Source organism: Nitratidesulfovibrio sp. SRB-5 (assembly GCF_019931275.1).
In the GTDB taxonomy this organism is placed as follows: domain Bacteria; phylum Desulfobacterota; class Desulfovibrionia; order Desulfovibrionales; family Desulfovibrionaceae; genus Cupidesulfovibrio.
This window is the reverse complement of sequence record NZ_JAIOTY010000003.1, coordinates 95223-121338: the sequence shown is the minus strand read 5'-3', so window position 1 is coordinate 121338 and position 26116 is coordinate 95223. Positions and strand designations below refer to the sequence as shown.

Annotated in this window: 19 protein-coding genes; 9 read left to right on the top strand and 10 right to left on the bottom strand. The window is 69.4% G+C overall.

Going from position 1 to position 26116, the window contains the following annotated elements; translation table 11 throughout:
- Nucleotides 1-74: 74 nt before the first annotated feature.
- Together K6142_RS14560 and K6142_RS14555 are read right to left on the bottom strand one after the other, a co-directional pair.
- Entirely contained in the window at nucleotides 75-1715 is a 1641-nt protein-coding gene (locus tag K6142_RS14560) for a GGDEF domain-containing protein (protein WP_190245248.1), read from the bottom strand.
- Nucleotides 1716-2027: 312 nt separating this feature from the next.
- Entirely contained in the window at nucleotides 2028-3257 is a 1230-nt protein-coding gene (locus tag K6142_RS14555; protein ID WP_190245247.1) for a MerR family transcriptional regulator, read from the bottom strand.
- A 604-nt stretch (nucleotides 3258-3861) separates the two neighbouring features.
- Here K6142_RS14555 and K6142_RS14550 point away from each other — a divergent pair.
- The 3 genes from K6142_RS14550 to K6142_RS14540 are packed head-to-tail and all read left to right on the top strand — an operon-like array spanning nucleotide 3862 to nucleotide 6975.
- Nucleotides 3862-4956 carry a TRAP transporter substrate-binding protein gene (locus K6142_RS14550; RefSeq protein WP_223290391.1) on the top strand — a complete coding sequence of 365 codons (1095 nt, stop codon included), beginning with the start codon at nucleotides 3862-3864 and terminating at the stop codon, nucleotides 4954-4956.
- The gene (locus tag K6142_RS14545) at nucleotides 4953-5690 is read left to right on the top strand and encodes a TRAP transporter small permease (protein WP_223380919.1); all 738 of its coding nucleotides are present in this window, start codon (nucleotides 4953-4955) and stop codon (nucleotides 5688-5690) included. Before K6142_RS14550 ends, K6142_RS14545 begins: the two co-directional genes overlap by 4 nt.
- Before the next feature lies 1 nt (nucleotide 5691).
- On the top strand, nucleotides 5692-6975 hold the full coding sequence (locus K6142_RS14540; protein ID WP_190246097.1) for a TRAP transporter large permease: 1284 nt from the start codon (nucleotides 5692-5694) through the stop codon (nucleotides 6973-6975).
- 53 nt (nucleotides 6976-7028) lie between these two features.
- Here the strand turns inward: K6142_RS14540 and K6142_RS14535 are convergent, their stop codons facing one another.
- Nucleotides 7029-8042, bottom strand: coding sequence for a LysR family transcriptional regulator (locus K6142_RS14535; protein ID WP_223380918.1), 1014 nt, complete (start codon nucleotides 8040-8042; stop codon nucleotides 7029-7031).
- Between the two features lie 189 nt (nucleotides 8043-8231).
- Here K6142_RS14535 and K6142_RS16610 point away from each other — a divergent pair, with 189 nt between their 5' ends.
- On the top strand, nucleotides 8232-8363 hold the full coding sequence (locus K6142_RS16610) for a hypothetical protein (protein ID WP_263284425.1): 132 nt from the start codon (nucleotides 8232-8234) through the stop codon (nucleotides 8361-8363).
- A gap of 302 nt (nucleotides 8364-8665) precedes the next feature.
- Nucleotides 8666-9250 (top strand): NAD(P)H-dependent oxidoreductase, encoded by a 585-nt coding sequence (locus tag K6142_RS14530; protein ID WP_190245785.1) that lies wholly within the window; start codon nucleotides 8666-8668, stop codon nucleotides 9248-9250.
- A gap of 240 nt (nucleotides 9251-9490) precedes the next feature.
- On the opposite strand, the gene K6142_RS14525 is transcribed toward K6142_RS14530, so the two are convergent.
- Entirely contained in the window at nucleotides 9491-11620 is a 2130-nt protein-coding gene (locus K6142_RS14525) for a peptidase U32 family protein (RefSeq protein WP_190245787.1), read from the bottom strand.
- Nucleotides 11621-12716: 1096 nt separating this feature from the next.
- On the opposite strand from K6142_RS14525, the gene K6142_RS14520 reads away from it, so the two are divergent.
- Together K6142_RS14520 and K6142_RS14515 are read left to right on the top strand one after the other, a co-directional pair.
- Nucleotides 12717-13586 (top strand): dihydroorotate dehydrogenase electron transfer subunit, encoded by an 870-nt coding sequence (locus K6142_RS14520; protein WP_007525564.1) that lies wholly within the window; start codon nucleotides 12717-12719, stop codon nucleotides 13584-13586.
- A 59-nt stretch (nucleotides 13587-13645) separates the two neighbouring features.
- Nucleotides 13646-14572, top strand: a complete 927-nt coding sequence (locus K6142_RS14515; protein ID WP_190245784.1) for a dihydroorotate dehydrogenase — start codon at nucleotides 13646-13648, stop codon at nucleotides 14570-14572.
- Between the two features lie 93 nt (nucleotides 14573-14665).
- Here the strand turns inward: K6142_RS14515 and K6142_RS14510 are convergent, their stop codons facing one another.
- The 4 genes from K6142_RS14510 to K6142_RS14495 all read right to left on the bottom strand — a co-directional run bounded on the left by K6142_RS14510 (nucleotide 14666) and on the right by K6142_RS14495 (nucleotide 19742).
- Nucleotides 14666-15205 (bottom strand): GNAT family N-acetyltransferase, encoded by a 540-nt coding sequence (locus K6142_RS14510; RefSeq protein WP_190245783.1) that lies wholly within the window; start codon nucleotides 15203-15205, stop codon nucleotides 14666-14668.
- Entirely contained in the window at nucleotides 15202-15474 is a 273-nt protein-coding gene (locus K6142_RS14505; RefSeq protein WP_190245782.1) for a DUF1778 domain-containing protein, read from the bottom strand. Before K6142_RS14505 ends, K6142_RS14510 begins: the two co-directional genes overlap by 4 nt.
- A gap of 210 nt (nucleotides 15475-15684) precedes the next feature.
- Entirely contained in the window at nucleotides 15685-18735 is a 3051-nt protein-coding gene (gene pruA / locus K6142_RS14500; protein ID WP_190245781.1) for an L-glutamate gamma-semialdehyde dehydrogenase, read from the bottom strand.
- A gap of 467 nt (nucleotides 18736-19202) precedes the next feature.
- Complete coding sequence (locus tag K6142_RS14495) at nucleotides 19203-19742, bottom strand: periplasmic heavy metal sensor (protein WP_190245780.1); 540 nt, start codon at nucleotides 19740-19742, stop codon at nucleotides 19203-19205.
- A 346-nt stretch (nucleotides 19743-20088) separates the two neighbouring features.
- Between K6142_RS14495 and K6142_RS14490 the strand changes: the two genes are divergently transcribed.
- Both K6142_RS14490 and K6142_RS14485 read left to right on the top strand, forming a co-directional pair.
- On the top strand, nucleotides 20089-22332 hold the full coding sequence (locus tag K6142_RS14490) for an ATP-binding protein (RefSeq protein ID WP_223380917.1): 2244 nt from the start codon (nucleotides 20089-20091) through the stop codon (nucleotides 22330-22332).
- Nucleotides 22329-23771 carry a sigma-54-dependent transcriptional regulator gene (locus K6142_RS14485; RefSeq protein ID WP_190245736.1) on the top strand — a complete coding sequence of 481 codons (1443 nt, stop codon included), beginning with the start codon at nucleotides 22329-22331 and terminating at the stop codon, nucleotides 23769-23771. Before K6142_RS14490 ends, K6142_RS14485 begins: the two co-directional genes overlap by 4 nt.
- Nucleotides 23772-24190: 419 nt before the next feature.
- Here the strand turns inward: K6142_RS14485 and K6142_RS14480 are convergent, their stop codons facing one another.
- Both K6142_RS14480 and K6142_RS14475 read right to left on the bottom strand, forming a co-directional pair.
- The gene (locus K6142_RS14480) at nucleotides 24191-25099 is read right to left on the bottom strand and encodes a glycosyltransferase family 2 protein (RefSeq protein ID WP_190245737.1); all 909 of its coding nucleotides are present in this window, start codon (nucleotides 25097-25099) and stop codon (nucleotides 24191-24193) included.
- Between the two features lie 285 nt (nucleotides 25100-25384).
- Nucleotides 25385-26077, bottom strand: coding sequence for a LysE family translocator (locus K6142_RS14475; RefSeq protein ID WP_190245738.1), 693 nt, complete (start codon nucleotides 26075-26077; stop codon nucleotides 25385-25387).
- Nucleotides 26078-26116: the final 39 nt, after the last annotated feature.

Genomic DNA, 26116 nt, shown 5'->3' with positions numbered 1-26116 from the left:
GGGCGACAGGCGCCTTGCGCCCGCCATGGCGCCGTGCCGGATCATGTCCGGATGAGGTCCGGGTCATGCCCCGATCAGGCGCTGTCCGGGCCGTGAAAGACGCAGCGGTTCTTGCCGGTGCGCTTGGCCGTGTACAGGGCCGCATCCGCCAGATGCAGGGTCGCGGAGACATCGTCCTCGTCGTCGGGCCACACGGCACCGCCCACGGAACACCCCACGCGCACCTCGTTGCCTTCGACGTCGAAGGGCGCGTTGAGCGACGCGATCACCCGTCCGGCCACAAGCATGGCGCCGTCGCGGGGTTGGTCCTTCGGACCAGGCAGCACCATGACGAATTCGTCGCCGCCCAGCCGGGCCACCACGTCGTCATCGCGCAGGCAGCAACGCAGCCGTTCGGCCACCTGCCGCAACAGCGCGTCACCCATCTGATGTCCAAGTGTGTCGTTGACTGCCTTGAATCCGTCAAGGTCCATGAACAGCAGCGCCAGCGTCCGGCCACTCCGGCGGGGCTGGCCCATGGCGTGGGCAAGGTGCTGTTCCAGAGCGCGGCGGTTGGGCAACCCGGTGAGCTTGTCGTGCAGGGCCATGGCCTCCATGCGGTCCAGGGCGTGCTGCTTGCGGGTCAGGGCGTCCACCATGCCCCGCAGCGAGGCGGACAACACCTCGATTTCACGCACGCCGCGCAGTTCGGGTATCTCCGTGTCCTCGCCGTTGCGCAGCCGGTCGGCGGCCTGGGTCAGGCGGTGCAGCGGGTGCGCAACCGGCCCGGCCACGAACCAGCCGATGACCGCGAACAGCAGGCCCATCAGCAGGCCCGCCGCCAGCACGTCGCGTTCCAGCGCCCGAGCCGGGGCATGGGCCGTGGCCAGGGGCTGGCGGGCCAGCACCGTCCAGCCGAGGCCCGGGTAATCCTCGAAGCCGTTGCCCGTGGCGTAGCCGGTCAGGTAGTCCTTGCCGTCGGGCCAGCGTTCCACGCTCCACCCCATGGCACCGGCACGGGCGCGGGCCACGGCGTCGAGCGACAGGGGCGTGCCCGGCGCGGGCGATGAACCCAGCAGCACCGTATTGTCGGCGGCGACGACAAACAGGTCGATGCCCTGATCCACCCGCAACGACTGGAAGATGGTGCGCTCTATCTGGCGGGCCCATTCCCAGCTCAGGTGCGCGGCCAGCACCCCGGCCAGGCGTCCGTCGGGCGTGGCCACGGGCACGCTGATGTCCACGAATTTCATGGGTTCGCCCGTGGGATTGGGAAGCAGTTTGGCCAGCAGCACCGCATCGTGCACGTCGCCCACGAAGGGGCGCCTGCTGCCCATGGAAAAGACGGGCCGCGCGGAAATGTCCGCCCCTTCCAGGATGCGCCCGGTGGAAGCAAGCACCCGGCCCGTGGCATCGGTAAAGCCGACCCACGAGAAGACGGGCAGGGACGTTTGCAGCCGGTCCAGCAGGCGCCCGATGGCCTGCGGGTCCGCCGGGCGGCGCAGGGCGTCCAGTTCGGCCAGGATGTTGATTTCGCCGCGCCGGGCCCACATGGACCGGTCCAGTTTGTCGGCCATCTGCCAGGCGGTTTCGGCCAGCACGTCGCCGATCTGGGCGCGCACCTGCTGCCCGGAGCGGAAACCCGCCAGCAGGGAAAGGACCAGCGACAGGGCAAGGATGAGCAGGGCAAAGGCCAGCACGAGCCGGACGCGGAGGCTGGTGGAGGGGAGATTCATGAACGTCTGTCCTGCGGCGTGGCCGCGTGGCGAAGTGCGGGGAAGGCCCTTGCGGGCGTGGATCTTGCGTGCCGGGGCACAAGGCGGGGCAGTCCGGCGGTGGATGTGCGCGTATGCAGGCGTGTCCACAGACACGCTCACAGACGCGTCCGCAGACGCGTCGGGGGCGCGGCACGGGCCAACACTGCGCTGGCCACGCCCGCTGCATGCGCGATACCCCGCCCCCTCGCAAGGCGTGCCTGCCGGAAGGCGCCGGGGCAGGCGGCCCATGCGCGCCGCCTGCGTTGCGCTCTCGGGTGGAGGGCGGCGAGCCTAGCCCTGCACCGCGCGCAGGAAGCCGTAGATTTCCGTGGGGTGGCTTTCCACGCCGTTGGCCACGTAGCGGCGCACCACGGCCACCTGGTTGCCGCGCGGGGTGACCGATTCGTCCACCAGCAGCACCACGTCGTACGGAGCTTCGGCTTGGGGCTGTTCCAGGGTCAGCCACCATCCGCCGTCCTCGGTCGGTTCGCTGCGCAGGACGTAATGGTCCGGCGGCTGGAAGGCGAAGGCCAGCATGGCCTTCAGGTCGTTGATGCAGAACCGGCCCCGCGCCCGCCCGGCCACGCCCAGGAATTCGCCCTGGGGCGACTGCACCACCAGCGGCAGGGCCAGCAGGTGGCGCGGCGGGTCCTGCGGCGCGAGAAAGGCGGGGTCCGGCGGGGTGGGGGCATCGGACGCCGGGGCGGCCATGCCGCCGGGGAAGGGCACCACCCGACCGCCAGACGGGCCAGTCGGTGCAGACGGGCCAGTCGGGGCTGGGGCGGCGGCTTCTGCCTCGGGCGCGCTGACGGTGGCCTCGTCGCCGGATGTCAGGGTGGACGTCACGGTGGACGTCACGGTGGGCTCCGGTGTGACCGGGGCCGACGTTGCGGGAGCGGCGGACGCGGTACGGGGCGTGCCCACGGGGGCGGAGTGCCCCGTGTCGCCGCCCTCGGAACCGGCCACGACGCCCAGCAGGGACTCGAAGCGCGCGGCCAGGGCCCGCGCCTCGTCCAGCCAGGCGGGGCGGCCCTGCAGGCCGGTCGAACCCGGTGCGCCTCCATCGCCGGAAGCGGGGGCCAGCGCGGTGAGCAGGGTCTCGATGTGCTGCACCCGCTTCAGGATGGCGTTCTGCTGCTGGGTCAGCCCCACCATGCTTTTCGCCAGGTTGCTCACGGCCAGGGTGAAGTCCTGCGGCAGTTCCACCCGCGCGGGCTGCGGCGGGGCGGCGGGCTCTGCGGATTCCGCGTCGTCCCGGTCGCCGCCGGACGGGGCTTCCGGCGCTATCCACGCGAATTCGGCGGCCAGGCGGGCCCGCACCTCTTCCACCGACATGCCCATCTCGAACAGGTCGCGGATGCGCAGCGACACTGCCGCCGCCTCCGCCGTGAAGCGGATGGGCTTGCCCTGGCTGGCCACGGGGATGCAGTCCGGAAACTTGCGGCGGTAGCTTTTGACCGTGGTTTCGGAAACGCCCAGCAGGCGGGCGAGGTCGCGATGGGTCAGGTTGCCTTCGGTCATGGAAATCCTTTGGTGTGTCTCGATGGGTGCAATGATGTGATGCGCGGCGGCGGGGCGTGCGGACGAAGGGGCGGGCGGGCAACGGGGCGAGCCCCGGTGCGAAGGCCCCTGTGCGCCCGGAGCGTGTTCCGCATTCACCGTTCCCGCCGCGCTCGCCACACTCGCCACACCCGCCACCCTCGCCACAGGGACGCGGGTGCGCGTTGCGGCGTTGTGTGCTAGGCTGCATCCATCCGGAATATCCGGCGCGGCAGCCAGGCAGAGGGGGGCGGTCGGCGGGGCGGGGGCAGGGGTTGAACCCCGCCGTGCGAGCGGCTATGGTGCGCGCCCGTTGTCGCGCATCAGGGCAGGCGTGGGGCCAGCCGTGGGGCCAGCCTGGCCACGGCAGGCGGTGCGGTACGCTGCGGGACGCAGCAGGCCGCCTTTTGCCGCCGCGCGTGCATCGCATGCTTATCATGCGGCTATCGGTATTTCAACCTGTGAAGGCAGGGTGTTGCCGCTTTGTCATCGTGCGCTTTCCGTAGGGTTTACGATGCGGAGGCCGAAATTTCACCACCCTGCCCCGACCGCCGTGTTCCCCTTCCGTCACCCGCCGAGGATTGCCATGCACCGTCGTTTTCGCACTTCCGGTCAGCCCAGTCCCCTCCGTCTTTCCCGCCCGCTGTCGTTCGCCGGGGCCTGCCGCCGGGGGCGCGCCCTTGCGGCGTCCCTTGGGCTGATGCTGGCCTGTCTGGCGGCCATCCTGCCCGGATGGCCCCGCACCGCCAGCGCGGCTACGGAACTGACCCTGGCCGTGGTGACCACCCCCGGCTCGGCCCAGCACGTCTGCGCCGAGCGGTTCCGGCAGTTGCTGGAGGAACGCTCGCACGGGGCGTACCGGGTGGTGGTGCACCATTCCGGCACCCTGGGCACCGAGACGGAAATCCTGCAACAATTGCAACTGGGCGGCGTGCAGTTGGCCATCATCACCCTGGGCGTGCTTGATCCGTTCGTGCCCGAGGTGAAGGTGCTGGACTACCCCTTTCTGTTCCGCGACGCGGCAGAGGCCGACCGCGTGCTGGACGGGGCGGCGGGAAGGGCGCTGCTGGATGCGCTGGAACGGGTGGGTCTGAAGGGGCTGCACTTTTCCGAGAACGGCTTCCGCCACCTGACCAACAACGTGCGCCCGGTGCGCAGCGTGGACGACGTGCGCGGGCTGAAGATCCGCGTGCTGGAATCGACTCTGCACCGCGAGCTGTGGCGCGCCCTTGGCGCCAACCCCACGCCCATGGGCTGGCCCATCTACGCCGAATTGCAGCAGGGCACCATCGACGGGCAGGAAAACCCCCTGTGGGTCATGGCGGAATACCGCATGCCAGAGGTGCAGAAATACCTTTCACTGACCGGGCACGTGTATTCCGCCCACGCGGACCTGGCCAACCTGGCATGGTTCAACGGGCTGCCCCCGGCGGAACGCACGCTGGTCATGCAGTGCATGGCAGACGCCGCCACGTACCAGCGGGCCTACAACCGCCAGAAGGACGCCGACTACCTGCGCCGCCTGCGCGAGGCGGGCATGCAGGTGGTGGACGCGCCGGACCTGGCCTCGTTCCGCGCCCGCGCCGATGCGCTGCGCCAGAGCGCCCTGTTTTCCGAACCGCGCACCCGCGACATGCTGGCCCGCGTGCTGGCGGCGGTGGGGCGCCAGGGGGCGGAATGACGGCTGGACGCACTGTCGCATCGCCCCCGGTGCCGACAGCGCCGGACACTGGCGGGGGCCGGGGGCCCGGCCCTGCCGTCACGCGGGCGCTGCTGGCCGTGGCCGCGCGCTGCGATGCCGTGGCCCGCGTCTGGCTGGCCGGGGTTACCCTGGCCATGGCCGGGCTGCTCACCGTGCAGGTGGTGTTTCGCTATGCCTTCAACAATTCGCTGTTCTGGTCGGAGGAACTGGGCCGCGCCCTGCTGGTGCAGCTGACCTTCATCGGCGCGTCGGTGGCGTGGCGGGGCCGGGCGCACATCGGCATGGACGCGCTGGTGGCGCGTTTTTCGCCGCAGTGGGCCTGGCGGGCGCGGCTGCTGGTGCTGTGCGTGTGCGTGGCCTTTTTCGCCGCCGTGGCCTGGCATGGCGCGCGGTTTGCCCTGTTCCTGCTGCCGCAGCAGACGGCGGCCCTTGGGGTATCGCGGGCCGTGGTCTTCGTGGCCGTGCCCGTGGGCGGCGCGCTGCTGACCCTGCACGGGCTGGCGGACCTGCTGGCCCATCTGTGGCCAGGCGCTACAGGCTCTGACGGCGTTGTCGGCACGGGCGGCGCAGCGATGCCGTGCGGTGTGACGGACCGGGACGGGGGCAGGGCCGGGGACGATCCGCTCCTGTCCTCCGCATCTCCCGTCGCGTCCACGTCCTTCAGGATGCCCGCCGCCCCCGCACAAGACGCCCCCGCGCGGGAGGGCCGCTGACATGGTGGGCCTGATCCTGTTCGGCGGCATGGTGCTGCTGTTCGCGCTCAACGCGCCCGTGGCCGTGGCCCTGGGCGGTGCCGCCTTTGCCGCAGTGCTGGCCAAGGGGCTGACCATGCCCGTCGGGCTGGAGCCCATGCTGGCCGTGCAGCGGCTGTACGCCGGGGCCGATTCCTTTCCCCTGCTGGCCGTGCCGCTGTTCATGCTGGCGGGCGAACTGATGTCCGCCGGGGGCATTTCGCGCCGCATCGTGGCCCTGGCCGATGCCCTTGTGGGCCACCTGCCGGGCGGGCTGGCGGCGGTTTCGGTGGTGTCGGCCATGTTCTTCGCCGGGGTGTCCGGTTCCGCCGCCGCCGATACGGCTGCGGTGGGGTCCATCCTCATTCCTGCCATGATCCGGCGCGGCTACCCGGCCCCGCTGGCGGGCGCGGTGCAGGCCGCCGGGGGGTGCATCGGGGTGATCATTCCGCCCAGCATCCCCATGATCGTGTTCGGCGCGCTGACCGGGGCCTCCATCGGGCGGCTGTTCGCGGGCGGGGTGCTGCCGGGGCTGCTCATGGGCGCCTCGCTGGTGGCCCTGTGCGTGGTGGAGGCGCGGCGCACGGGCCGGGTGCCGGAACGGCGCTTCGACGCGCGGGCCCTGTGGCCCGCCATCCGCTCCGGGGCGTGGGCGCTGGGCGCGCCCGCCATCATTCTGGGGACCATCATCGGCGGCGTGGCCACCGCCACCGAATCGGCGGCCATGGCCGTGGCCTATGCCCTGCCCGTGGGGCTGTACGCCCACCGCGAACTGCGCTGGCGCGACCTGCCGCGTCTGGCCCTGTGCGCCGGGGTGACCTCCGCCGTGGTCATGCTGATCATCGCCGCCGCCTCGCTGTTCGGATGGGTGATGGCGCTGGAACGGTTGCCGCAGGCCATCGCGGCGTGGATGCTGTCCCTGTCCGGGGACCGCATCGTGCTGTTGCTGCTGGTGAACCTGCTGCTGCTGGTGGTGGGCACCTTTCTGGAAACCACCGCCGCCATCCTGCTGTTCGTGCCGGTGCTGGTGCCGCTGCTGCCCGCGCTGGGCATCGACCTGGTGCACCTGGGGGTCATCGTGGTGGTGAACCTGGCCATCGGCATGCTGACCCCGCCGCTGGGGGTGTGTCTGGTGGTGTCGTGCTCCATCGCGCGCATCCCGCTTTCCGCCATCAGCCGGGCCATCGTGCCCATGCTGGTGGTGCTGATCGTGGACCTGCTGCTGGTGACCTTCTGCCCGCCGCTGGTGCTCTGGCTGGGCGGGTAGCCCGTACCGGTCCCCGCAGGGGGGAGAGGGGCTGCGCGGGTGCCGCGCGTCTTCTAGTCTGCCGCGTCCTCTCCTTCCGCATCCTCTCCTTCCGCACGGTTGGAACCCGCCCCGGTGGACGGGACGGCGTCGCCCCCTGTCGCGTCCCCGTCATCTTCCCCGCCGAAGCCGCCCACCACGTCCAGAAAGCCGCGCAGCAGGGCGTCGTCCCGCCCGGCCCGCCACACCAGGTCCAGCCGGATATAGGGCAGGCCCGGCGCGCCTCCCGGCACATCGTTGCCTGCCGCCACGTCGCGGTACACCACGCCCTCGCGCGGCTCGCTGCGGGCGGATGCGGGCACGATGGCCGCGCCCACCCCCGCCGCCACCAACGCGCGCTGGGTGTTCAGGCCCACCGCCTCCTGCGGCACCTCGGGCGAGAAGCCTGCCCCGCGACATGCCGCGATGATGGCGTCGTACGCCGCCGGAAACACGCGGCGCGGATAGAGGATCAGCGGCACCCCGGCCAGCGCGGCAAGCGGTACGGTCTCGCGTGCCGCCAGCGGATGGTGCGCGGGCAGGGCCACCACCTGCGGCTCGTGCAGGAACGGGGCATGGTCGAAGCCCTCCGGCAGGCCGTCCAGATTGCGCAAGAGGCCCACGTCCAGTTCGCCGGATTCGATGCGCCGCAATTGCAGCAGGGTGCCCATTTCGCGCAGTTCCAGCCGCACGCCGGGGCAGCGCGCCCGGTAGGCGGCCACCGCCCGGGGAAAGCGCGTGGCCGCCGCGCTGACCACAAAGCCCAGCCGCAGCCGCCCCCGCTCGCCCCGCGCCGTGCCGCGCGCCCGCTCCACCGCCGCGTCCAGCCCGGCCAGCAGGCCGCGCACGTCGTCGCGCAGGGCCTCGCCCGCCGGGGTGGCCCGCACCGTGCGGCTGGTGCGGTCGAACAGGCGCACCCCCAGTTCCTCTTCCAGCGCCTGAATCTGCTGGCTGAGCGGCGGCTGCGAAACATGCATGCGCCGGGCGGCCCGCCCGAAGTGCAGCTCTTCCGCCACGGCCAGAAAGTAGCGCAGCTGGCGCAGCTCCATTATTGATATCTCCTGCATATTGATTGGCGAGAAAATTCGAATTGGACATATCATTCGGTGCGCCGTAGCGTCCAGACCATGCACTCGGCCCCTGTGGCCGGTTGGTGCGTACGGACAGGTGGAGCATGACGGCGGTTCGGGATGGTCCTGGCCGCCCGCTCCATCCCCGGCAACCACACGGAGCATGCCATGTTCGCCCTTGCCCTCATCCAGCCCCGCCCCGACCGGCGCCCGCCCGTGCTGGTGCGTCTGGCCCTGGCCGTGCTGATGGGCGTGGTGCTGGGCGTGGCCATGGGGCTTGGCCCCACGCTGGCTCCGTAACGTTCACCCCGTTCGACCGCCACGCGCCCACGGGTCCGCCTGAAGCCCGGACGCGCGAAACAGGACGCCCCCTACCTGCCGGAGGGGGCGTCTTTTGTCGTGCCGCGAACGGGCGGGGGGCGGATGCGCGGCGCATTGCCGTTGCCCCGGAAGCCGACATTCGGCGCGCCCCAGCCCACGCACCAAAAAGTGCCTGCTTGACCATGCCGTCCGGCAAGATATGCAGGAGACAGTGACCAAACCGCGCCCGGCGTCCGGCAGTGCATTCCTGCGGGGCGGGCGCACAGCCCAGCGAGGTTGCCATGAACGTCCTGATCATCAACGGGCACGAGCCCTATCCCCATTCGCCCGGCGCACTGAACCGACATCTGGTGGAACTGGCCCGCACCACGCTGGAAGGTCTGGGCCACGCCGTGCAGGTGACCGAAACCAGCAAGCCTTACGACGTGGCGGCGGAAGTAGACCGCCACCTGTGGGCGGACAGGATCATCGTGCAGTCGCCGGTGAACTGGATGGGCTTTGCGTGGAGCTGCAAGAGGTACATGGACCAGGTCTATTCCGCCGGTACCGACGGCAGGCTGTGCAAGGGCGACGGCCGCAGCCGCTCCGCGCCGGAGCGGCAGTACGGTTCGGGCGGGGCGCTGCATGGCAGGCAGTACATGCTCTCGCTGACCTTCAACGCGCCCGCCGAGGCCTTTGGCGATGCGGGGCAGTACCTGTTCGGCGGCAAGACCGTGGACGACCTGTTCTTTCCCGCGCACATGAACTTCCGGTTTTTCGGCATGACGCCGCTGCAAACCTTCTGCAGCCATGATGTGGTCAAGAACCCGCGCATCGAGGAAGACTGCGAACGGTACCGGGCGCATTTGACGCGGCTGTTCGGGTAGGGCCTGCCAACGCTCTGGTCTTTTTGCCCTCTGCCAGCGTCAGGGTGATTTTTTATTCCGGTCGAATACGAAAGAGTATACTCTCTCCATAAAAAAACCATCCTTCCTTGGCAGAGAACAAAAATCCTCATAGCGTTGGCAGGCCCAGATGGCCCGGGCGAAGTGCTTGCGCGCATAAAAAAGACGCCCCCACGGCAGGGGGCGTCTTTTTTATGCGGTCTGGCGAAAGAGCGATGCGGCTTACAGCAGCGGAATGTCCCAGTTGAACGGACTGGTCCTGCGCGGCTCGGGCACGGTCAGGGGCGGGTGCTCGTCGATGCGCACGAACAGGGTGTACCCGGCGGCTTCCAGCTGGCCCCGGCGGTCCTCGATGTCCAGCGGCCAGCCGGGGTATATCCAGGTATTCTGTCCGTAGCGCCGGGCCCAGAACACCTCGTTCTTGGGGCTGTTGAACGGCTCGCCCGGCTTCAGCCCCTCCAGGTGGTGGCGGGTGACGCCCATGGGCCAGTAGCCGGACAGCACCACGCCCAGCGGCAGGCAGCTTTGGCGCGGCAGGGCCAGGATGTCTTCTCCGGGCAGTTCGGGGCTGACGATGGCGGCGGCAAAGCCCAGCTTGCGCAGCACGGCCAGCGCCGCCGGGTTGGAGGTGTTGCAGAACGGACCGGCGGTCAGCACCAGGTCGCGCCGGGCGTGCGCATCGCCGAACAGGCCGACCTGCCACGGGGCGTTGAGCACGAAGTGGCGCGCGCCGTCGCGGACGGATTCGCGGGCCATGCGCAGCCACTGGGCTTCCTCGTCCGGCCAGATCACCGGCGGCAGCCACCACGAGATGCGCGGGTACAGCGTGCGCGACACCTCGCGCAGGGCCTTGGGCGACAGCCACAGGCCCATCACCGTGCCGGGGCGTACCCCGGCCTTGCCCTCGCGGCCATGCGGCAGCGAGCCGCGCAGGATCACGTCCAGCGGGCGGGCGGACTTGCCGGGGGCGGGATAGGTGGGGGTGAAGTCCACCGCGCCGCCTTCGCCGCCGCCCCTGCGGTGGCGTTCCAGCTTGGCCTGCCAGCTGCGCACCTCTCGCGTCAGTTCCGGCTCGCGGCGGTCGATGAGGAACACCGGCGTGCCCAGCTTGGGCGTCTTGTGGCGCGGCAGGCGCAGGTTGAAGGTGCCTGCCTTGGGGATGTGGCGGGCCACCGGCAGGGTGGTGTGCCACGATTCGTCCTCGTACCCGATGCGCAGCAGGTCCTGCGGCAGCAGTGCGAAGCGCGGCTTGAAGAAGATGCCCCCTTCCGGGGTCTGGCCCACCTTGCCAGCCAGCAGGCCGGAACTGGTCTGCTCGCCGGGGGCGGTGGGGTCGTCGCCGCGCTGGGGCAGAAAGCGCGAATGGGTGCCGGGACGGCCCAGCGCCATTTCAAGGATGTCCTCGGCCTGCTTGCGGGCCTTGGGGTCGTCCGGATTGTCGCGCAGCAGGCGGTAGGCCGACACCGCGTAGTACACGTAGTGCGGCCCCTTCTTGCGGCCCTCGATCTTCCACGAGGCCATGTGCGGCACCGACAGCAGGGTCTTGGCCAGCACGTCCAGCGAAAGGTCGAGACAGGAGAAGAAGCGCCCCTCGCGGCCCTTCTGGCGGTACACGCGGCGGCACGGCTGCACGCAGCGGCCCCGCAGGCCGCTTTTGCCGCCCATGTAGCTGGACCAGTAGCAGCGGCCCGACACGCAGTAGCACAGCGCCCCGTGCACGAAGAATTCAAGGTCCAGATCGTCCGGGCAGGCAGCCCCGCAGGCGCGGATTTCGTCGATGTTCAGCTCGCGCGGCAGGATCACCCGGCTGGCGCCCAGGTCGCGCGCCACGGTGAGCGCGGCGGGGTGGGTAACGTTGGCCAGCGTGGACAGGTGCAGTTCACCCGTGAACCCGGCCTGCCGGGCGATGTCCAGCATGCCGAGATCCTGCACGATGAGCGCGTCGGGCCGCACGTCGCGGGCCAGGCGGGCCACCAGACGGCCAGCGGCGCCGGGGTCGCCGGGTTTCAGCATGGAGTTCATGGCCACGTAGATGCGGCGGCCCTCGGAATGGGCCAGGTCCGTCAGCGCGGCCAGTTCGCCGGTGGAGAAGTTTTCCGCCTGCATGCGGGCCGAAAAGTGCTTCAGGCCAAGGTACACCGCGTCGGCACCGGCGGCGAATGCGGCCAGCGCGGCCTGCATGTCGCCCGCCGGGGCAAGGATTTCGGGAGTGCGCAGGTTGTCCGCATGGTCAGGCGCGGCGCTGCCGGATGCGGCGGCCCCGGCGGACACGCTGGGGGGCAGCAGTTCCGCCAGTTCCGCATCGCTCAGGCGGGTGCGGTGGTGTTCGCGTTCCGGGGCGCGGTTGTCCACGAATTCGTCGGCCCTGCCTGCGGACTGGGGCGCATTGCCCGAACGCGCGGGGCGCGCGGGACGTTCCGCGCGGGGGCCGGAACGGTCATCACGCCTGTCATCACGCCGGTCATCGCGCCGATCATCACGCCTGTCATCGCGCCGGTCATCACGCCTGTCGTGGCGACGATCCCCATCACGACGGTCCCCGCCACGAGGATCAGTGGTCCAGTCGTCGTTGTCCCGCTTGCCGGAGCGTTTGCCCGACGGTTTGCCGGACTGTCGGTCGGACGGCTTGCCCTGCTGGCCACCCTGCGGACCGCCGGGCCGCTTGCCGCCGCGCGGACCGGCGGGCTTTTTCGTGTCCTGACCGTCTTCCTGCTGCGGACGACGGGGGCGGGTGGGGCGGTCTTCGCGTTCGGCCTGTGCGTCTCTGTCCTTACGGGTCGGGCGGGCCGGGCGAGACTGCTGGTCGTCACGCCCGCGCGAGCGGGGGGCGTCGCCCGTATCGGGCTTGCCGGATTTTTTCTTGCCTGCCGGGCGCTTGGCCGTGGCGGCGGCACCCTTGGGGCCGGATGCGGGGCGTGAAGGCTTGCTGGACATGTATGATTCTCCGCAAGGGGGATGAAATATGCGTGGGGGCTGCCCGCCGGGCGCAAAGGCCGGGAATGGCCGCGAAAGGGGCTGGCCAGGTGATCCGGATGGTCCGGTTGGCCGGGGCAGCGTGGCGGCGGGGACGGATGGCGTCGCGGTGGCCGCACGGGGAGCAGTGCATCTAACCATAGAACGCCCGCATGGCAACCGCAATGGTCCGCGCGGTTTTCCGGCGATGTGCGGGTGGATGCGCTGGCGGCGGCGCGGGACTGGTCCCTGTTCCCCCGCGCGGCGCCCGCTGTCGGTTGCAGTCGGCGGACTTGCGCGGAAGCCCCGGCGGGCCGGAATCCCGCATTTGCACCACCCGCGCGGCTCCGCACCACTTTCCACCGCTTGACCCCGCCCGCCCCGCCGACTACACCCGTATGCACGGGGGGCACGCCCGGTTGCTGTCTCCGGGTGCGCCCGCACCCCGGCGGCCACACGACGCGGCCACATTTTTTTCGAGGACACCATCACCGCCATGAACACACCCGCCTGCACCGACCTGACGGTGCTCGACCTTGTTCCCTTCGGACAGACCGGCGGCGAGGCCCGCTTTTTCGCCCTGCGCCTGGAACGCCCCCAGTGGGCCGACTGGAAGCCCGGCCAGTTCGTCATGCTGCGCCCCGCCGGATGGGCGCTGGACATGCTGTGGGCCCGCCCCTTTTCCATCTGCCGCATCAGCGCGCGCGACCTGGTCATCTTCTTCCAGGTGGTGGGGCGCGGCACCGCGCGCCTTGCCCAGCTGCGCACCGGCGACGTGGTGCACGTGTGGGGCCCGCTGGGCAACGCCTTCGCCATGGAGCCGGATACCCCCACCCTGATGCTGGCCGGGGGCATCGGCATTGCGCCGTTCATCGGCTATGCCCACACCCACCCCAAGCCGTGGAACCTGTGGATGGATTTCGGCCACCGCATGCCGCTGGGGTGCTACCCCTTCGAGAGCATCAACGAAAAGATCATGGCCGACAGCCACCACGAGGAAGGCCCCGAAGACCTTTCGCGGTTCATCGAGACCATGGGCCGCCGGATGCGTGAATTCCGCGACCAGAACGGGCTGGTGCTGGCCTGCGGGCCCACCCCCTTCCTGCGCACGGTGCGCTCGTTCGCTCTGGAATACGGCGTGCGCACGCAGCTTTCGCTGGAAACGCGCATGGCCTGCGGCGTGGGCGCGTGCCTGGGCTGCGTGTGCCGCACCACCGAGCAGTGGCCCGACCCGGCCAGGGCGGGCGGCAACGTGCAGACCTGCACCCAGGGCCCGGTGTTCTGGGCAGAGCAGATCACCTTCGACGACGAAACCGCCGCCCCGCCCACGGCTGCCGATGCGCCGGTGCAGGCTTGCGAACGCTAACGAAATCCTCATTTGGAATCCGCCCCTCCTGGGATCTGGGACATAGGATCTGAAAAGTCATGATCGACATGCACGTTACCCTTCCCGGCGGTCTGCACCCGCTGACCCTGAACAACCCGGTCATGACCGCCTCGGGCACCTTCGGGTACGGGGTGGAGTTCACCCCCTACGGCGACCTGACCAAGCTTGGCGGCATCGTGGTCAAGGGCCTGTCGCTGGCCCCGCGCCGGGGCAACCCCATGCCCCGCGTGGCCGAAACGCCCTGCGGCATGCTGAACGCCGTGGGTTTGCAGAATGACGGCGTCGACTACTTCGTGCGCACCACCCTGCCCAAGCTCCCATGGCGCGAGGTGCCCATCGTGGCCAACCTGTACGCCTGCGACCCCGGCGAATTCGGCGAACTGGCCGCCGTGCTGGCCGCCGAAGAGGGCGTGGCCGCGCTGGAAGTGAACATCTCGTGCCCCAACGTGAAGGAAGGCGGCGTGATCTTCGGCCAGGACCCGCGCCAGGCCGCCAAGGTGACCGAAGCGGTGAAGATGCGCGCGGGCAGCAAGCCGGTCATCGTCAAGCTGTCGCCCAACGTCACCGACATCGCCCACATGGCCCGCGCCGTGGAAGACGCCGGGGCCGACGTGCTGTCCTGCATCAACACCCTGACCGGCATGGGCGTGGACATCAACACCCGCAAGCCCCTGCTGGCCAACGTGGTGGGCGGGTTGTCCGGTCCGGCCATCAAGCCCGTGGCCCTGCGCTGCGTGTGGCAGGTGGCAAAGGCCGTGTCCATTCCGGTCATCGGCATCGGCGGCATCACCAGCGCAGAGGATGTGCTGGAGTTCCTGCTTGTGGGCGCGCATGCCGTGCAGGTGGGCACCGCCAACTTCATCCGCCCCGACTTCGTGTTCCGGCTGGTGGACGACCTGGCCGCCCTGTGCGAGCGCATGGGCATCGAGCAGTGGGATGATTTCAGGGGCACGCTGAAGGTGTAGCGCCCCCACTCTTGAAGGAAACGAAAGCGCCCGGCAATGCCATTGCCGGGCGCTTGTGTTTGATGGCAGCAGCGTGGCGGGTGGAACTCAGCCTTATCCTGTGCGCTGCGGGTGCAGGTATTGCTGCACCTCTTCCATCCGCAGCAGCAGCGTCAGCGGGCTTACGGAAGAGGGGTGGAACCCGCAGCCTGCATAAAAGGTCGCCGCGCGTTCGTGCAACGCATGCACCAGAATGGCCCGGATGCCCGCTATGCCTGCCGCCTGGGCGGTGCGCAGCAGGGCGTCGCGCACCAGCGCCCTGCCAATTCCCCGCCCTTGCATGCCTTGGTCTACGGCAAGACGGGCCAGAATCATTACCGGCACCGGGTCGGGCATGTTGCGCCGGATGCTGCCCGGGGCGATTTCGTGGGCCACGCTGCCCACTGCCAGCGAATAGAAGCCGACTACCCGCGTGCCCTGTTCTACCTGCCCGCCTTTTTCATGCAGGCAGGCCACGTAGGTGCGGGTGGCCTTGCCCTCGTTTCTGGCCGCGCGCGTTCGCAGCCAGTCGTCCAGTGCGGGCTCGCCGCTGCAGAACGCGGTCAGGTCATGTCGCGGGGTCAGAGCTTCCGGGGCGGCAATGCGTCCGTTCATTCGTCGTCATCCCACGGAGCGGGCGTGGCAAGCAGGCGCTTCAGGGCCGGGTTGTCGCGGACTGGTGCATCCAGCGCGGCCTGAAAGGCGTCCCATTGCGCCGTGGAAAGCTGGAAGTGAGACTTTTCCAGCAGCAGTTCCTCGGCGGAGCGAACGGCATGCTCAAGGATGAAGGCCGTGCGGTTCTTGCCCGCCAGCGCAGCGGCCAGATCAATGATGGCCTTCTGCTCCGGGGGAACGCGCAGGTTGATGATGTCGGTGCTTGCCATGGCGGCCTCCTGTGCGGAAAGGCTAAAGCCGGGCGGCGCGATTGTCAATACAATGTATATACCGACGCGAAATTGTGACACGCCCCGCCCCCGGTGCCTCTTCCGATCCCATGCAGACAAAACGGGCCGCGCACCATGCAGTGCGCGGCCCTTGTCTTTTGGTCCGTTTCGGTTCGCCCCGGTTTGTCGGCGTAACCGCCAGAGTCGGCCCTACCCGATCCAGTCGTCGTCTTCCTCGATGGGGGCAAAGCCCCGGCGCATGGTGTTTTCGGTCACGCAGCGCGGGTCCATGAACTGCAACAGGTAGTCGGGGCCGCCGGTCTTGGAGCCGACGCCCGACATCTTGAACCCGCCGAAGGGCTGGCGTTCCACCATGGCTCCGGTGGAGCCGCGGTTCAGGTACAGGTTGCCCACGCGGAATTCGCGGCGGGCCTTGGTCAGGTTTTCGGGGCTGCGCGAGAACACGCCGCCGGTCAGGGCAAAGCGGGTGCCGTTGGCGATGGCCAGCGCCTCGTCAAAGTTCCCCGCGCGCATCACGGCCAGCACCGGGCCGAAGATTTCTTCCTGTGCAATCCGATGATGCGGTTTGATGCCTTCCACGATGGTCAGCGGCACGTAGCAGCCCTCTGCGGGAATGTCGGTGCGCTTCACCAGCACCTTGCCTTCCTGCTCGGCCACCTTCACGTATTCCAGAATGTTCTTTTGCAGCGATGCGTCGGCCACCGGCCCCATGTAGTTGGCCGGGTCTTCCGACGGGCCGATCTTGATGGCCTGCGCCGCCTTGACGAGCCGCTCCACGAAGCGGTCGTAGATGGGGTCCAGCACGATGACCCGCGAGCAGGCCGAGCACTTCTGCCCCTGGAAGCCGAACGCGGAGTTCAGCACCTGCAGCACGGCCTCGTCGAGGTCGGCGTCGTCGTCGATGATGATGGCGTTCTTGCCGCCCATTTCCGCGATGACCCGCTTGCACTGCATCTGGCCGGGCTGCACCCTGGCCGCCTTTTCCTGAATGCGCAGGCCCACTTCCATGGAGCCGGTGAAGCAGATCATGCTCACCTGCGGGTGTTCCACCAGGTAATCGCCCATGACCGAGCTGCGGCCCGGCACGTAGTTGAACACGCCCTCGGGCAGGCCCGCCTCGCGGAAGATTTCCGTAAGGTTGTACCCGATGCGCGAGGCAATGGACGACGGTTTGAAGATCACCGGGTTGCCGGTGACGATGGCGGCGGCGGCCATGCCGATGGCGATGGCGAAGGGGAAGTTCCACGGCGCGATGACCGCGGCAATGCCCTTGGGCTGGTAGAACAGGTGGTTCAGTTCGCCGGGGGCGCGGCCCATGCGGCGCGGCGTGCCCAGGCGCAGCATTTCGTGGGCGTAGTAGTCCAGGAAGTCGATGCCCTCGCCCACGTCATGGAAGGCCTGGTCCCACTGCTTGCCCACTTCCAGCACCTGCCAGGCGGACAGCTCGAACATGCGGCGGCGGGCGATGTCCGCCGCGCGGTGCAGGAACATGGCCCGGTCCGCCGGGGATGTGTCGCGCCAGGCCGGGAAGGCCTTTTGGGCGGCCTCGATGGCGGCGTCCACTTCCGGCTTGCCGCCCTGGCAGACCCGGGCGATGACTTCCGCCGGTTTGGCCGGGTTGGTGGAGGCGATGGTGTCGTCGGTGGTCACGTCCTTGCCGCCGATGAACAGCGGAATCACCCCGCCCGCCTTGCCGCGCACTTCCGCGATGGCGTTCACGAAGCCAGCGCGGTTGGCGGGCAGGGTCAGGTCCAGCATGCTTTCGTTGACGAACGGGGGCAGGCCGTCGGGGCCGGGCTGAGCCGGCGGGGCGGAACGCGGCGGCGGGGCGGCGGCCAGTTCGCGCTCCAGCGTGGCCTGCGGGTTTTCCAGCAGCCGTTCCAGTTCCGCGCCGTCCACGAAGCTCTGGCGCAGGAAGGATTCGTTGGCGGTGTTTTCCAGCAGGCGGCGGACAAGGTAGGCCATGCCGGGGATCAGTTCGCCGTACGGGCAGTACAGGCGCACGCGCCCGGCCACGTTCTTCAGGCCCTTTCGCACCGGTTCGGCCATGCCGTACAGCACCTGGAATTCGTAGCGGTGGGCGGGCACGTTCAGCGCGCGGGCCGTTTCCATCACCGTGGAAATGGTGCGCACGTTGTGCGAGGCGCAGGCGAAGTAGACGAGGTCGTTGTTTTCAAGAATGCGGCGGGCCAGCTTTTCGTAGCAGATGTCCGATTCCGGCTTGCGGGTCCACACGGGAATTTCCCAGCCGTTCTGCTTGGCCATCACCGTTTCGTAGTCCCAGTACGCGCCCTTCACCAGGCGGATGCCGAAGGGCAGCCTTTCGGCGCGGCCCCAGGCCAGCAGCTCGTCCAGGTCGTGTTCGGTGCAGCGCAGGTAGGCCTGAAGCACGATGGACAGGTGCGGGTAGTCGCGGAATTCGGGCATGGTGCGCAGCCGCTTGAACAGTTCCAGCGTCATTTCGCGGTACTTCAGCTGTTCCATGTCGATGCACAAAAAGCCGCCCATCTCCACGATCTTGCGGTAGATGGGCACCATCCGCGACAGGATGCCCTGCACGGACCCTTCCACGTCGCCGGGCTTGGCCTGCGAATAGAGGGCGGAAGGCTTGATGGACACGTTCACCTTGGGGGTGTGGCCCCAGTCCCCCCCGCTCAGGGACGCGCCGGGACCGGAGGTGCCGCCCGTGGAATCGGTCAGCGGGGCCCACTTTGCGTGTTCCCTGGAGATGGCGTCCAGCACTTCCAGGTAGCCGTCGCGGTAGGCGTCGGCTTCTTCCTCGCTCACCGTGGCTTCGCCCAAGAGGTCCACGGTGAAGGCAAAGCCTTCCTTGCGCAGCTTGGCCAGCCCCTTGATGGCTTCCTTGGTGTTTTCGCCGATGATGAAGGTGCGGGCCATGCCTTCGATGTTGGACCGGATGAACTTGCCCATGAGCATGCCGGTGAACGCCCCGCCGAAGCCGGCGGCACCCGCGCCCCACTTGAGCACGGGGGGCACGTCCGCCCCGTCGGCGGAAAAGTATTCGCGGATGTGGCGGGTGAGCGCCTCGGAGGTGTTCAGGTAGGGCAGGACGTCCACGAAGCGGAACAGCTGGACCTTGAAGCCCTCGTTCTGCATGGCCCAGTCCATGACCTTGCCGGTCCAGAAGCCCTTGTTGAAGATGGACGGGGCCTCGCCGCTGATGCTCTTGAAGAATTCCTTGCCGCGCTCGACGATGCGGGCATCAAGATGCTGTTCCATGCGGTTCCTCCTGGGCGTCGCGCGGGTGTGGTCCCGGCGGGTGCGGTGTGGGTGCGAGTCGTGCGGTGTGGTGAAAAGGCTCCTGCTGTGTCGCGCGGCGGCGGGGGCGGGCGGCCCGCTACCCGTACCGTCGTGAGGCATGATTTTTCGATATTCGGAACGGTTGTAGGCGCTGGAATGCCAGAAATCAACCCCGCGCCGGGTCGGAGTGGAGCGGTCGCTCTTGCGTCCAGACGGGCCGGGGCCTGGCGGGCGGCAGGGGCACGGCGGGATGGCGGCAGGGCGGGATGGCGGCAGGGCGGAATGGCGGCAGGGCGGGACGGGGAACGCGCGGCACGCCAAACGGAAAGAGCCACCGACATCCGGTGATGTCGGCGGCTCTCTGTTTCAGTCATGCGGGGCGCGGAGGTGGGAAGTCCTCTGTGAAGGCTGGCAGGTGCGCCCCGGAGATTTCATCCGTATCCGGACTACTGGTTGGACTGGGGCGTCTGGCCGTCATGCATGGGGCCGTGGCCCATGCCCTGGCCGCCCATCATGCCGCCACCCATGCCACCATGACCCATGCCGTGGCCACCCATCATGCCGCCGCCCATGCCCATGTGGCCCATGCGGCCATAACCGGGGTTGACGCCCACTTCCTTTTCCAGGCGTTCGTCAAGGGCGGTGTATTCCTTGCGGATCTGGGTGCGCAGGTCGGACAGTTCGCCCGTCAGCTTGGAAATGGCTTCCGGCTTGGTGTTGGGGTTGCCGGACAGGGCGTTCAGTTCGGTGTGCTTGGCCCAGGCCTTGTCCTTCAGCGGCTGGATGCGGGCGTCCGCTTCCTTGTATATGGCGTCGTACTTGGCCTGCTTTTCCGGGGTCAGGGAGTTGTACACCGCGCCGGTGGCGCAGCGGCCGCCCATGCCGCCCATGCCGCCCATGCGGGCAAAGGCGCTGTCGGTGATGCCGGTGATGGCGAGCAGGCCCGCGAGGGCGACGGTGCCGAGGACGAGATGCTTGGTCTTCATGATGTGTGCTCCTGTGTTGATTCGTTGCCGCCCCGCCTGGCGTCTTCGCTGCATCCGCCGTGGATGGCGTGGCCATGTACTGTGGTGCGGGGCTGGTGCGCTTGTTGCTTGCCCCGGTAAAAGCAACCGGCGTGCCAAGGCGCGGAATATGCGTGTAACATGCCGTGATTGAAGGTTGAAATTTCATTTTCCGCACCCGGAAGGCCCCCGCAAGGCCTGCACGAAAACCGATCAGATGTATAAAAACTATACGCTACCCTCGGGATGGCGTATGAAAATCGAACAGGTGTCGCGGATTCGAACACCCCGCCCCCGGCGGGTACCGCGCACCGCAAGGAAACTTTCCATGCCGAAGGACAACGCAAGCAATACGATCAGGACGGACAGCACGGACGCGGCCCCGCCTGCCGCACGCGAGGGCCAATCTGGCCTGTTCGGGCGTGGCGGGCGCGGCGGCCGTCGGGGCGGGGGTGAAAGCCTGCCCTCGCCGTGGCTGATCATCGGGGCCACGGTTGCCCTGGCCCTGGTGCTGGCCGTGCTTACCGTGCTGAACCATGATGGCGAGCAGGAATCCATGCGCCGCATCCTGTCCGAAAAGGGCGCTTCGCTGATCCGGGCCTTCGAGGCCGGTGCGCGCACCGGCCTGCGCGGGCGCACCGGGGGCGAGCTGCGCTTGCAGATATTGCTGGAGGAAATGGCCGACCAGCCGGACATCCAGTTCATCGCCGTCACCGACAGGCAGGGCGTGGTGCTGGCCCACAGCGACCCGCAGTGGGTTGGCCGCTCCCTGGCCGACCCGGCCACCATGGAGGCCCTGGCCGTGCCCCCGCCGCCCGCTCCTTTGGGGCGCGACGGGCGCGACGGGCGCGATGGGCGCGATGGGGGGGACGTGCGCCAGCAACCCCGCGACGAGGTAGGCTGGCGGCTGATGGAGGCGGGCGGCCAGCGCGCCTTTCTGGTGTACCGCACCTTCATTCCCTTGCGGCCCACGGCGCGCCATATGGGCATGGGCGGCCACATGATGGGCCACGGCATGCGCAGCCCGGAATCCGGCATGGGGTCCATGCCCGGCTGGCTGCGCCGCGAGATGGAGGCCGACACGCTGGCCGAGCGCGACGCCCCGCCCCCGGTCATCATCGTGGCGCTGGACACGGCCCCCTTCGATGCGGCCCGCGCGTCCGACCGCCAGCATACCCTGGTCATGCTGTCCATTCTGGCCCTGCTGGGCGGGGCCGGTGTGCTTTCGCTGCTGTGGTCGCGCCATGCCCGCGCCTCGCGGCGGCTGGTGCGGCAGGCCCAGTCCTTCGCCCTGCACGTGGTCACCAGCCTGCCCGACGGGCTGGTGGTGCTGGACGGCGCGGGCCGCGTGGCCACCTGCAACGCGGCGGCGCGCGACCTGTTGCGTCTGGGCGGTGCGGTGCCCGCCGGGGCCGCGCCGGAAGCGGTGCTGCCCGCCCCGCTGGCGGAGCTGGCCGGGCGGTTGACCGGCGGTGCGCCGGACGGCGGGGACGCCGATGCCGCCCCGTCCCTGGGGGCGGAGGTGACCCTGGACTGCCCCGTGGTGGGCGGCCCGCCCGTGCCCATGAGCGTGCGCGGGGTGCGCATTGCCGCCGGGGATGCCGCCGATGCCGGGGCCATCCTGATCCTGCGCGACCTGCGCGAGGTGCGCCGCCTGCAAGACGAGGTGCGCCGCCGTGAAAAGCTGGCCGCCATCGGCAGCCTGGCCGCCGGGGTGGCCCACGAGCTGCGCAACCCGCTCAGCTCCATCAAGGGCTACGCCACCTATTTCGGCAGCCGCTTCGACGAGGGCAGCGAAGACCGCGAGGCGGCGCGGGTGATGGTGCAGGAGGTGGAACGGCTGAACCGGGTCATCTCCGACCTCATCGGGCTGGCCCGGCCCTCGGACATCGCCCCCCGCCCGGTGGACGCCGGATTCCTGGTGCACCACGTGCTGCGGCTGGTGCGGCAGGACGCCGCCCACCGGGGCGTGACCGTGCGGGTGGAGCCCGACGGCGCCCCGGAAGGTGTCCCGGACAATGCACTGGCCGGTGCGCAGGACGGCGCGGTCGGCAGCCTGCCCCGCGCGCTTCTGGACCCGGACCGCTTCTCGCAGGCGCTGCTCAATGTGTTCCTGAACGCGCTGGAGGCCATGCCGAGCGGCGGGGAGCTGTCCGTGCGCCTTGCCGCCGCGCCGGGCAACCGCATTGCGGTTGCGGTGCGCGACACGGGCACCGGCATCGCGCCGGAGCATCTGGCCACCATCTTCGACCCCTATTTCACCACCAAAAGTCAGGGCACGGGCCTCGGCCTCGCCATCGTGCACAAGATCGTGGAGGCTCACGGCGGCGAGGTTTCGCTGCGGTCCGCCCTCGGTCAGGGCACGGAGATCACCTTTCTGCTGCCCGCCGAGCAGGCGACGGGGCAGGGGCACGCGCAGGACGCGGCAGGCCCCGGCGCGGATGATGCCGCTTCCGCCACCGCCCCGGCGGCATCCCCCGCCGCGCCCTCCGCATCCGGTGCGTCCTCGACATCCGGCGCGCGCGCAGCTTCAACCCGGGTCGGCAATCCCGCAAAGGATGACAAGCCATGAGCACCGCCACCATCCTCATCGTGGACGACGACGCGGCGCACCGCTCCATGCTGCGCACCATGTTGCGCGGCTGGGGCTACGCCACCGAAGAGGCCGACGACGGCGATTCCGCCGTGGACAAGGTGCGCCAGCGCGCCTGGGACGCCGTGCTCATGGACGTGCGCATGGCCCGCATGGACGGCATAGCGGCGCTGCACCACATCCTGGACTGGAACCCGGCCACGCCCGTGCTGATCATGACGGCCTTCTCGTCGGTGGATACCGCCGTGGAGGCACTGCGCACCGGGGCCTACGACTACCTGATCAAGCCGCTGGATTTCGACGTGCTGCGCCACACCTTGGAACGGGCGCTGGATCACACCCGCCTGGCCAGCGAAAACCGCGAACTGCGCGAGCGGCTGTCGTCGCAGGGTGGGGCGGGGGCGCCGGGCGCGCCGCACGGCATCATCGGTCGCAGCGCGCCCATGCACGAACTGGTGGAGATGATCGCCACGGTGGCCCCGTCCGAGGCCACCGTGCTCATTACAGGCGAATCGGGCACCGGCAAGGAACTGGTGGCCCGCGCCCTGCACGCGGCCAGTCACCGGAGCAGCCGTCCGCTGGTCACCGTGAACTGCGCCGCGCTGACCGAAACCCTGCTGGAATCGGAACTGTTCGGCCACGAGCGCGGGGCCTTCACCGGGGCCGACCGGCGGCGCGAAGGGCGCTTCGTGCAGGCCGACGGCGGCACCCTGTTTCTGGACGAGATAGGCGAAATGCCCCTGACGTTGCAGGCAAAACTGCTGCGCGCCCTGCAACAGGGCGAGGTGCAGCGGGTGGGCAGCGACACGCCGCTCACCGTGGACGTGCGGGTCATTGCCGCCACCAACCGAGACTTGCGCGAAGAGGCGGCGGCGGGGCGGTTCAGGGAAGACCTGTACTACCGGCTCAACGTCATTGCCGTGCACGTGCCCGCCCTGCGCGAGCGCGCGGGCGACGTGCCCCTGCTGGCCGCGTTCTTCCTGGATCGGTACACCGAAAAGAACCGCAAGCACCTCAAGGGGTTCACCCCGCAGGCCATGGATATGCTGCTGCGCCACGACTGGCCGGGCAACGTGCGCGAACTGGAAAACGCCATCGAGCGCGCCGTGATTCTGGCCACCGGCGACTACGTGACCGAGCGCGAACTGCCGCTGCATTTCGGAGGCGGAGGGAACGGGACTGCCGGAAGCGGCGGAGACAGCGGAAGCGGTGCAAACGCCGGGGCGGGTGCGGGGAACGCCACCGCCGACGGCGACGGGCTGGCCCCCTATGCCGGGCTGTCGCTGGAGGATCTGGAACGCCGGGCCATCATCGCCACCCTGCGCGAAACCGGCGACAACAAGAGCGAGGCCGCGCGCCGTCTGGGCATCACCCGCGCCACCCTGCACAACAAACTGAAGAAGTACGATCTGGAGTAGGAAGGGAAACGCTGGAAACAACGCGGGGGAAGGAACCTTTCGCTCTGCGGTCGCCATCCGTAAGACTCGCGCGTCATGCACCATATCCGTGGGTTCGCGAGGTGACCGAACGGTCACGCATTGTGTCTTTCGAGTCGGCCTTCGCGCTCGCCTAACGGCTGCCGCAAAGGGTTCCTTCCCTCGCACCCCCAACGTTGCTGTCGGCATCCGTAATGTTCGCGCGTTGCGTACAATGACCGTAGGACTCGCGATCTCGCCAACGGCCCCGCTTCGCGCCCTTCGGGGCGATGTATGCGCTCACATAACGGCTGCCGCTCCTCCCGACTTTTCATTTGGTCCGTTGTGTCGGGAAGGTGGACGTGCGGCGGTGGGATTCCTTGCCGGAACGAAAGGGGCAAGGGAAGAAGGAGGATTGCCCGCTACAGGCCCGCGCGGGAGAAAATCTCTCCCGCCCGCACTGCGCCCATGCGGGCCATGAACAGTTCGCGCAGGGCGCGGATGTCGGCGGCGCGGGGAATGACCCCCCGCGTGAAGGGGACGGCCCACGGCTCGCCGCACAGCAGGGCGCGCGCCCAGGCCCGCACCTCGGATTCGAAGAAGGATGGGTTGTCGCGCACGATGCGCGCCTTGGCCCTGCCGTCGTCGGCGCGGGCCGCGTGCGAGTAGTTGGCGTCATGGAAAACGTAGTGCAGCAGCGGCTGCGCCACGCGCACCACGCCGAACCCTGCCATGGCCGCCTGCACCCAGAAGTCCCAGTCCTCGTATGTCGTTGCGGTGCGAAAGCCCCGGCTGGCCTGCCACACCTCGCGCCGCATCAGCGACGTGGTGGGGAACAGGTTCTGGGTGCGCAACAGGTCCGGATGAAAGTCCGGCACCCGCACCACCCGCGATCCGGCGGGTGATTCCTCGATGTAGTCCACGCAGGCGATGTGCGGACCGGGCAGGGGGCCGGGGGCGCGGGTTTGCTCGTCCGGCCCGCAGGGCTCCGTCAGGGCAGCGTGGGTATGACGCAGAAAGTCCGGGGCCAGGTAGTCGTCCGGGTCGCAGAACAGCAGGAAGGAGCCACGCGCGGCCTTTGCCCCGGCGTTGCGCACCGGGCCGGGCCTGCCCACGCGTGGCAGGGCCAGCACGCGAAACGCCGCCCACGGGCCGTCGGCCTGCCAGCCGCGGGCACGCTGGACCGAATCGTCGCTGCTGGCATCATCCACGAAGACCACTTCCACCGCGTCGGGCGAAAAGGTCTGCGCGGCCAGCGAGCCGAAGAAGCGGTCGAGAAAGCGTCCGTAGTTGTGGTTGGGCACCACCACGGAAATGTGCGGCGCGTGCATGGCGCTGCCCCCTGCTGTTCCTGCTGCCACCTGTTGCCACCGGGCGCCCGGCGTTCACCGGTGCCCCCTGTGTTTCCTGCCGCCAACCATGACCGCGTGAAGGGCCGGGCGCACAGGGTGTTCGCTGGTCTTTTCGGTGTGACGGCGCAAAGGTTTAGCGCCCCCGGCGTAAAAACCGGGGGCGCCGGAAAGGCGGGAGACCGCTGGGGACGGGCCGGGGTTGGGAAAGGCCCGGTGACAATGCCGGGCGGGATGCCGGATGGCGCGGTGGCGCGGATGGCCGGGTCAGCGGGTGGCGATGGCCGCGCCCGTGCCCACCATTACCGCGCCCGCGCCGCGATGCAGCAGCCGGGTGGCGCGCGGGGTGGACAGCATGCGCCGGGCGCGCGCGGCCATCACCGCGTAGCCGCCCAGCACGCAGCCCACCACGGCAACCGTGGTGGCGGCCACCAGCGCGGCTCCCGTGGCGTCCAGTGTGCGCATGTCCACGAAGGTGGGCAGAAAACCCACGTAGAAGACGATGACCTTGGGGTTGCCGAGGGTCAGGGCCAGGCCGCCGCAGGCGGTGCGCAACAGGCGTAACAGGCGCAATCGTGTTGGCGGGGCCAGAGGCGCGGTGTCGCACGCGGAGCCCGCGCCGGGGGCAGGATTCTCCGACGCCGCTTCTCCGGGCGCGGCGTGGGGCCGGGCCGTGGCCGCGCCGCGCCACAGGCCGATGCCCAGCCAGATCAGGTAGGCCGCGCCGCCAAGGCGCACCACCAGGAACAGCTCGCCCATGCTTTCCGCCAGCACGGTCAGCCCGGCCATGGCCAGCAGCAGAAAGACCATGTCGCCGCAGATGATGCCCGCCGTAAGGGCCAGCGCCGTGGGCAGGCCGCGCCCCAGGGCGGCGGACAGCACGGCGAACACGCCGGGGCCGGGTGTGATGGCCAGGATGAACAGGGCCACGGCCAGGGCGGCAAGGGAATGGATGGTCATGGATCCTCCGGGCAGGCCCCGCCCTCACGAGGGCAGGGG

Excerpts from the sequence above, each read along its gene's own strand:
- K6142_RS14495 (WP_190245780.1), bottom strand. The coding sequence starts at position 19,742 with ATGAAGACCAAGCATCTCGTCCTCGGCACCGTCGCCCTCGCGGGCCTG.
- K6142_RS14515 (WP_190245784.1), top strand. The coding sequence starts at position 13,646 with ATGATCGACATGCACGTTACCCTTCCCGGCGGTCTGCACCCGCTGACC.
- K6142_RS14535 (WP_223380918.1), bottom strand. The coding sequence starts at position 8,042 with ATGGAGCTGCGCCAGCTGCGCTACTTTCTGGCCGTGGCGGAAGAGCTG.
- K6142_RS14555 (WP_190245247.1), bottom strand. The coding sequence starts at position 3,257 with ATGACCGAAGGCAACCTGACCCATCGCGACCTCGCCCGCCTGCTGGGC.
- K6142_RS14560 (WP_190245248.1), bottom strand. The coding sequence starts at position 1,715 with ATGAATCTCCCCTCCACCAGCCTCCGCGTCCGGCTCGTGCTGGCCTTT.
- K6142_RS14475 (WP_190245738.1), bottom strand. The coding sequence starts at position 26,077 with ATGACCATCCATTCCCTTGCCGCCCTGGCCGTGGCCCTGTTCATCCTG.
- K6142_RS14550 (WP_223290391.1), top strand. The coding sequence starts at position 3,862 with ATGCACCGTCGTTTTCGCACTTCCGGTCAGCCCAGTCCCCTCCGTCTT.
- K6142_RS14485 (WP_190245736.1), top strand. The coding sequence starts at position 22,329 with ATGAGCACCGCCACCATCCTCATCGTGGACGACGACGCGGCGCACCGC.
- K6142_RS16610 (WP_263284425.1), top strand. The coding sequence starts at position 8,232 with ATGTTCGCCCTTGCCCTCATCCAGCCCCGCCCCGACCGGCGCCCGCCC.
- K6142_RS14490 (WP_223380917.1), top strand. The coding sequence starts at position 20,089 with ATGCCGAAGGACAACGCAAGCAATACGATCAGGACGGACAGCACGGAC.
- pruA (WP_190245781.1), bottom strand. The coding sequence starts at position 18,735 with ATGGAACAGCATCTTGATGCCCGCATCGTCGAGCGCGGCAAGGAATTC.
- K6142_RS14520 (WP_007525564.1), top strand. The coding sequence starts at position 12,717 with ATGAACACACCCGCCTGCACCGACCTGACGGTGCTCGACCTTGTTCCC.
- K6142_RS14530 (WP_190245785.1), top strand. The coding sequence starts at position 8,666 with ATGAACGTCCTGATCATCAACGGGCACGAGCCCTATCCCCATTCGCCC.
- K6142_RS14540 (WP_190246097.1), top strand. The coding sequence starts at position 5,692 with ATGGTGGGCCTGATCCTGTTCGGCGGCATGGTGCTGCTGTTCGCGCTC.
- K6142_RS14480 (WP_190245737.1), bottom strand. The coding sequence starts at position 25,099 with ATGCACGCGCCGCACATTTCCGTGGTGGTGCCCAACCACAACTACGGA.
- K6142_RS14510 (WP_190245783.1), bottom strand. The coding sequence starts at position 15,205 with ATGAACGGACGCATTGCCGCCCCGGAAGCTCTGACCCCGCGACATGAC.
- K6142_RS14545 (WP_223380919.1), top strand. The coding sequence starts at position 4,953 with ATGACGGCTGGACGCACTGTCGCATCGCCCCCGGTGCCGACAGCGCCG.
- K6142_RS14505 (WP_190245782.1), bottom strand. The coding sequence starts at position 15,474 with ATGGCAAGCACCGACATCATCAACCTGCGCGTTCCCCCGGAGCAGAAG.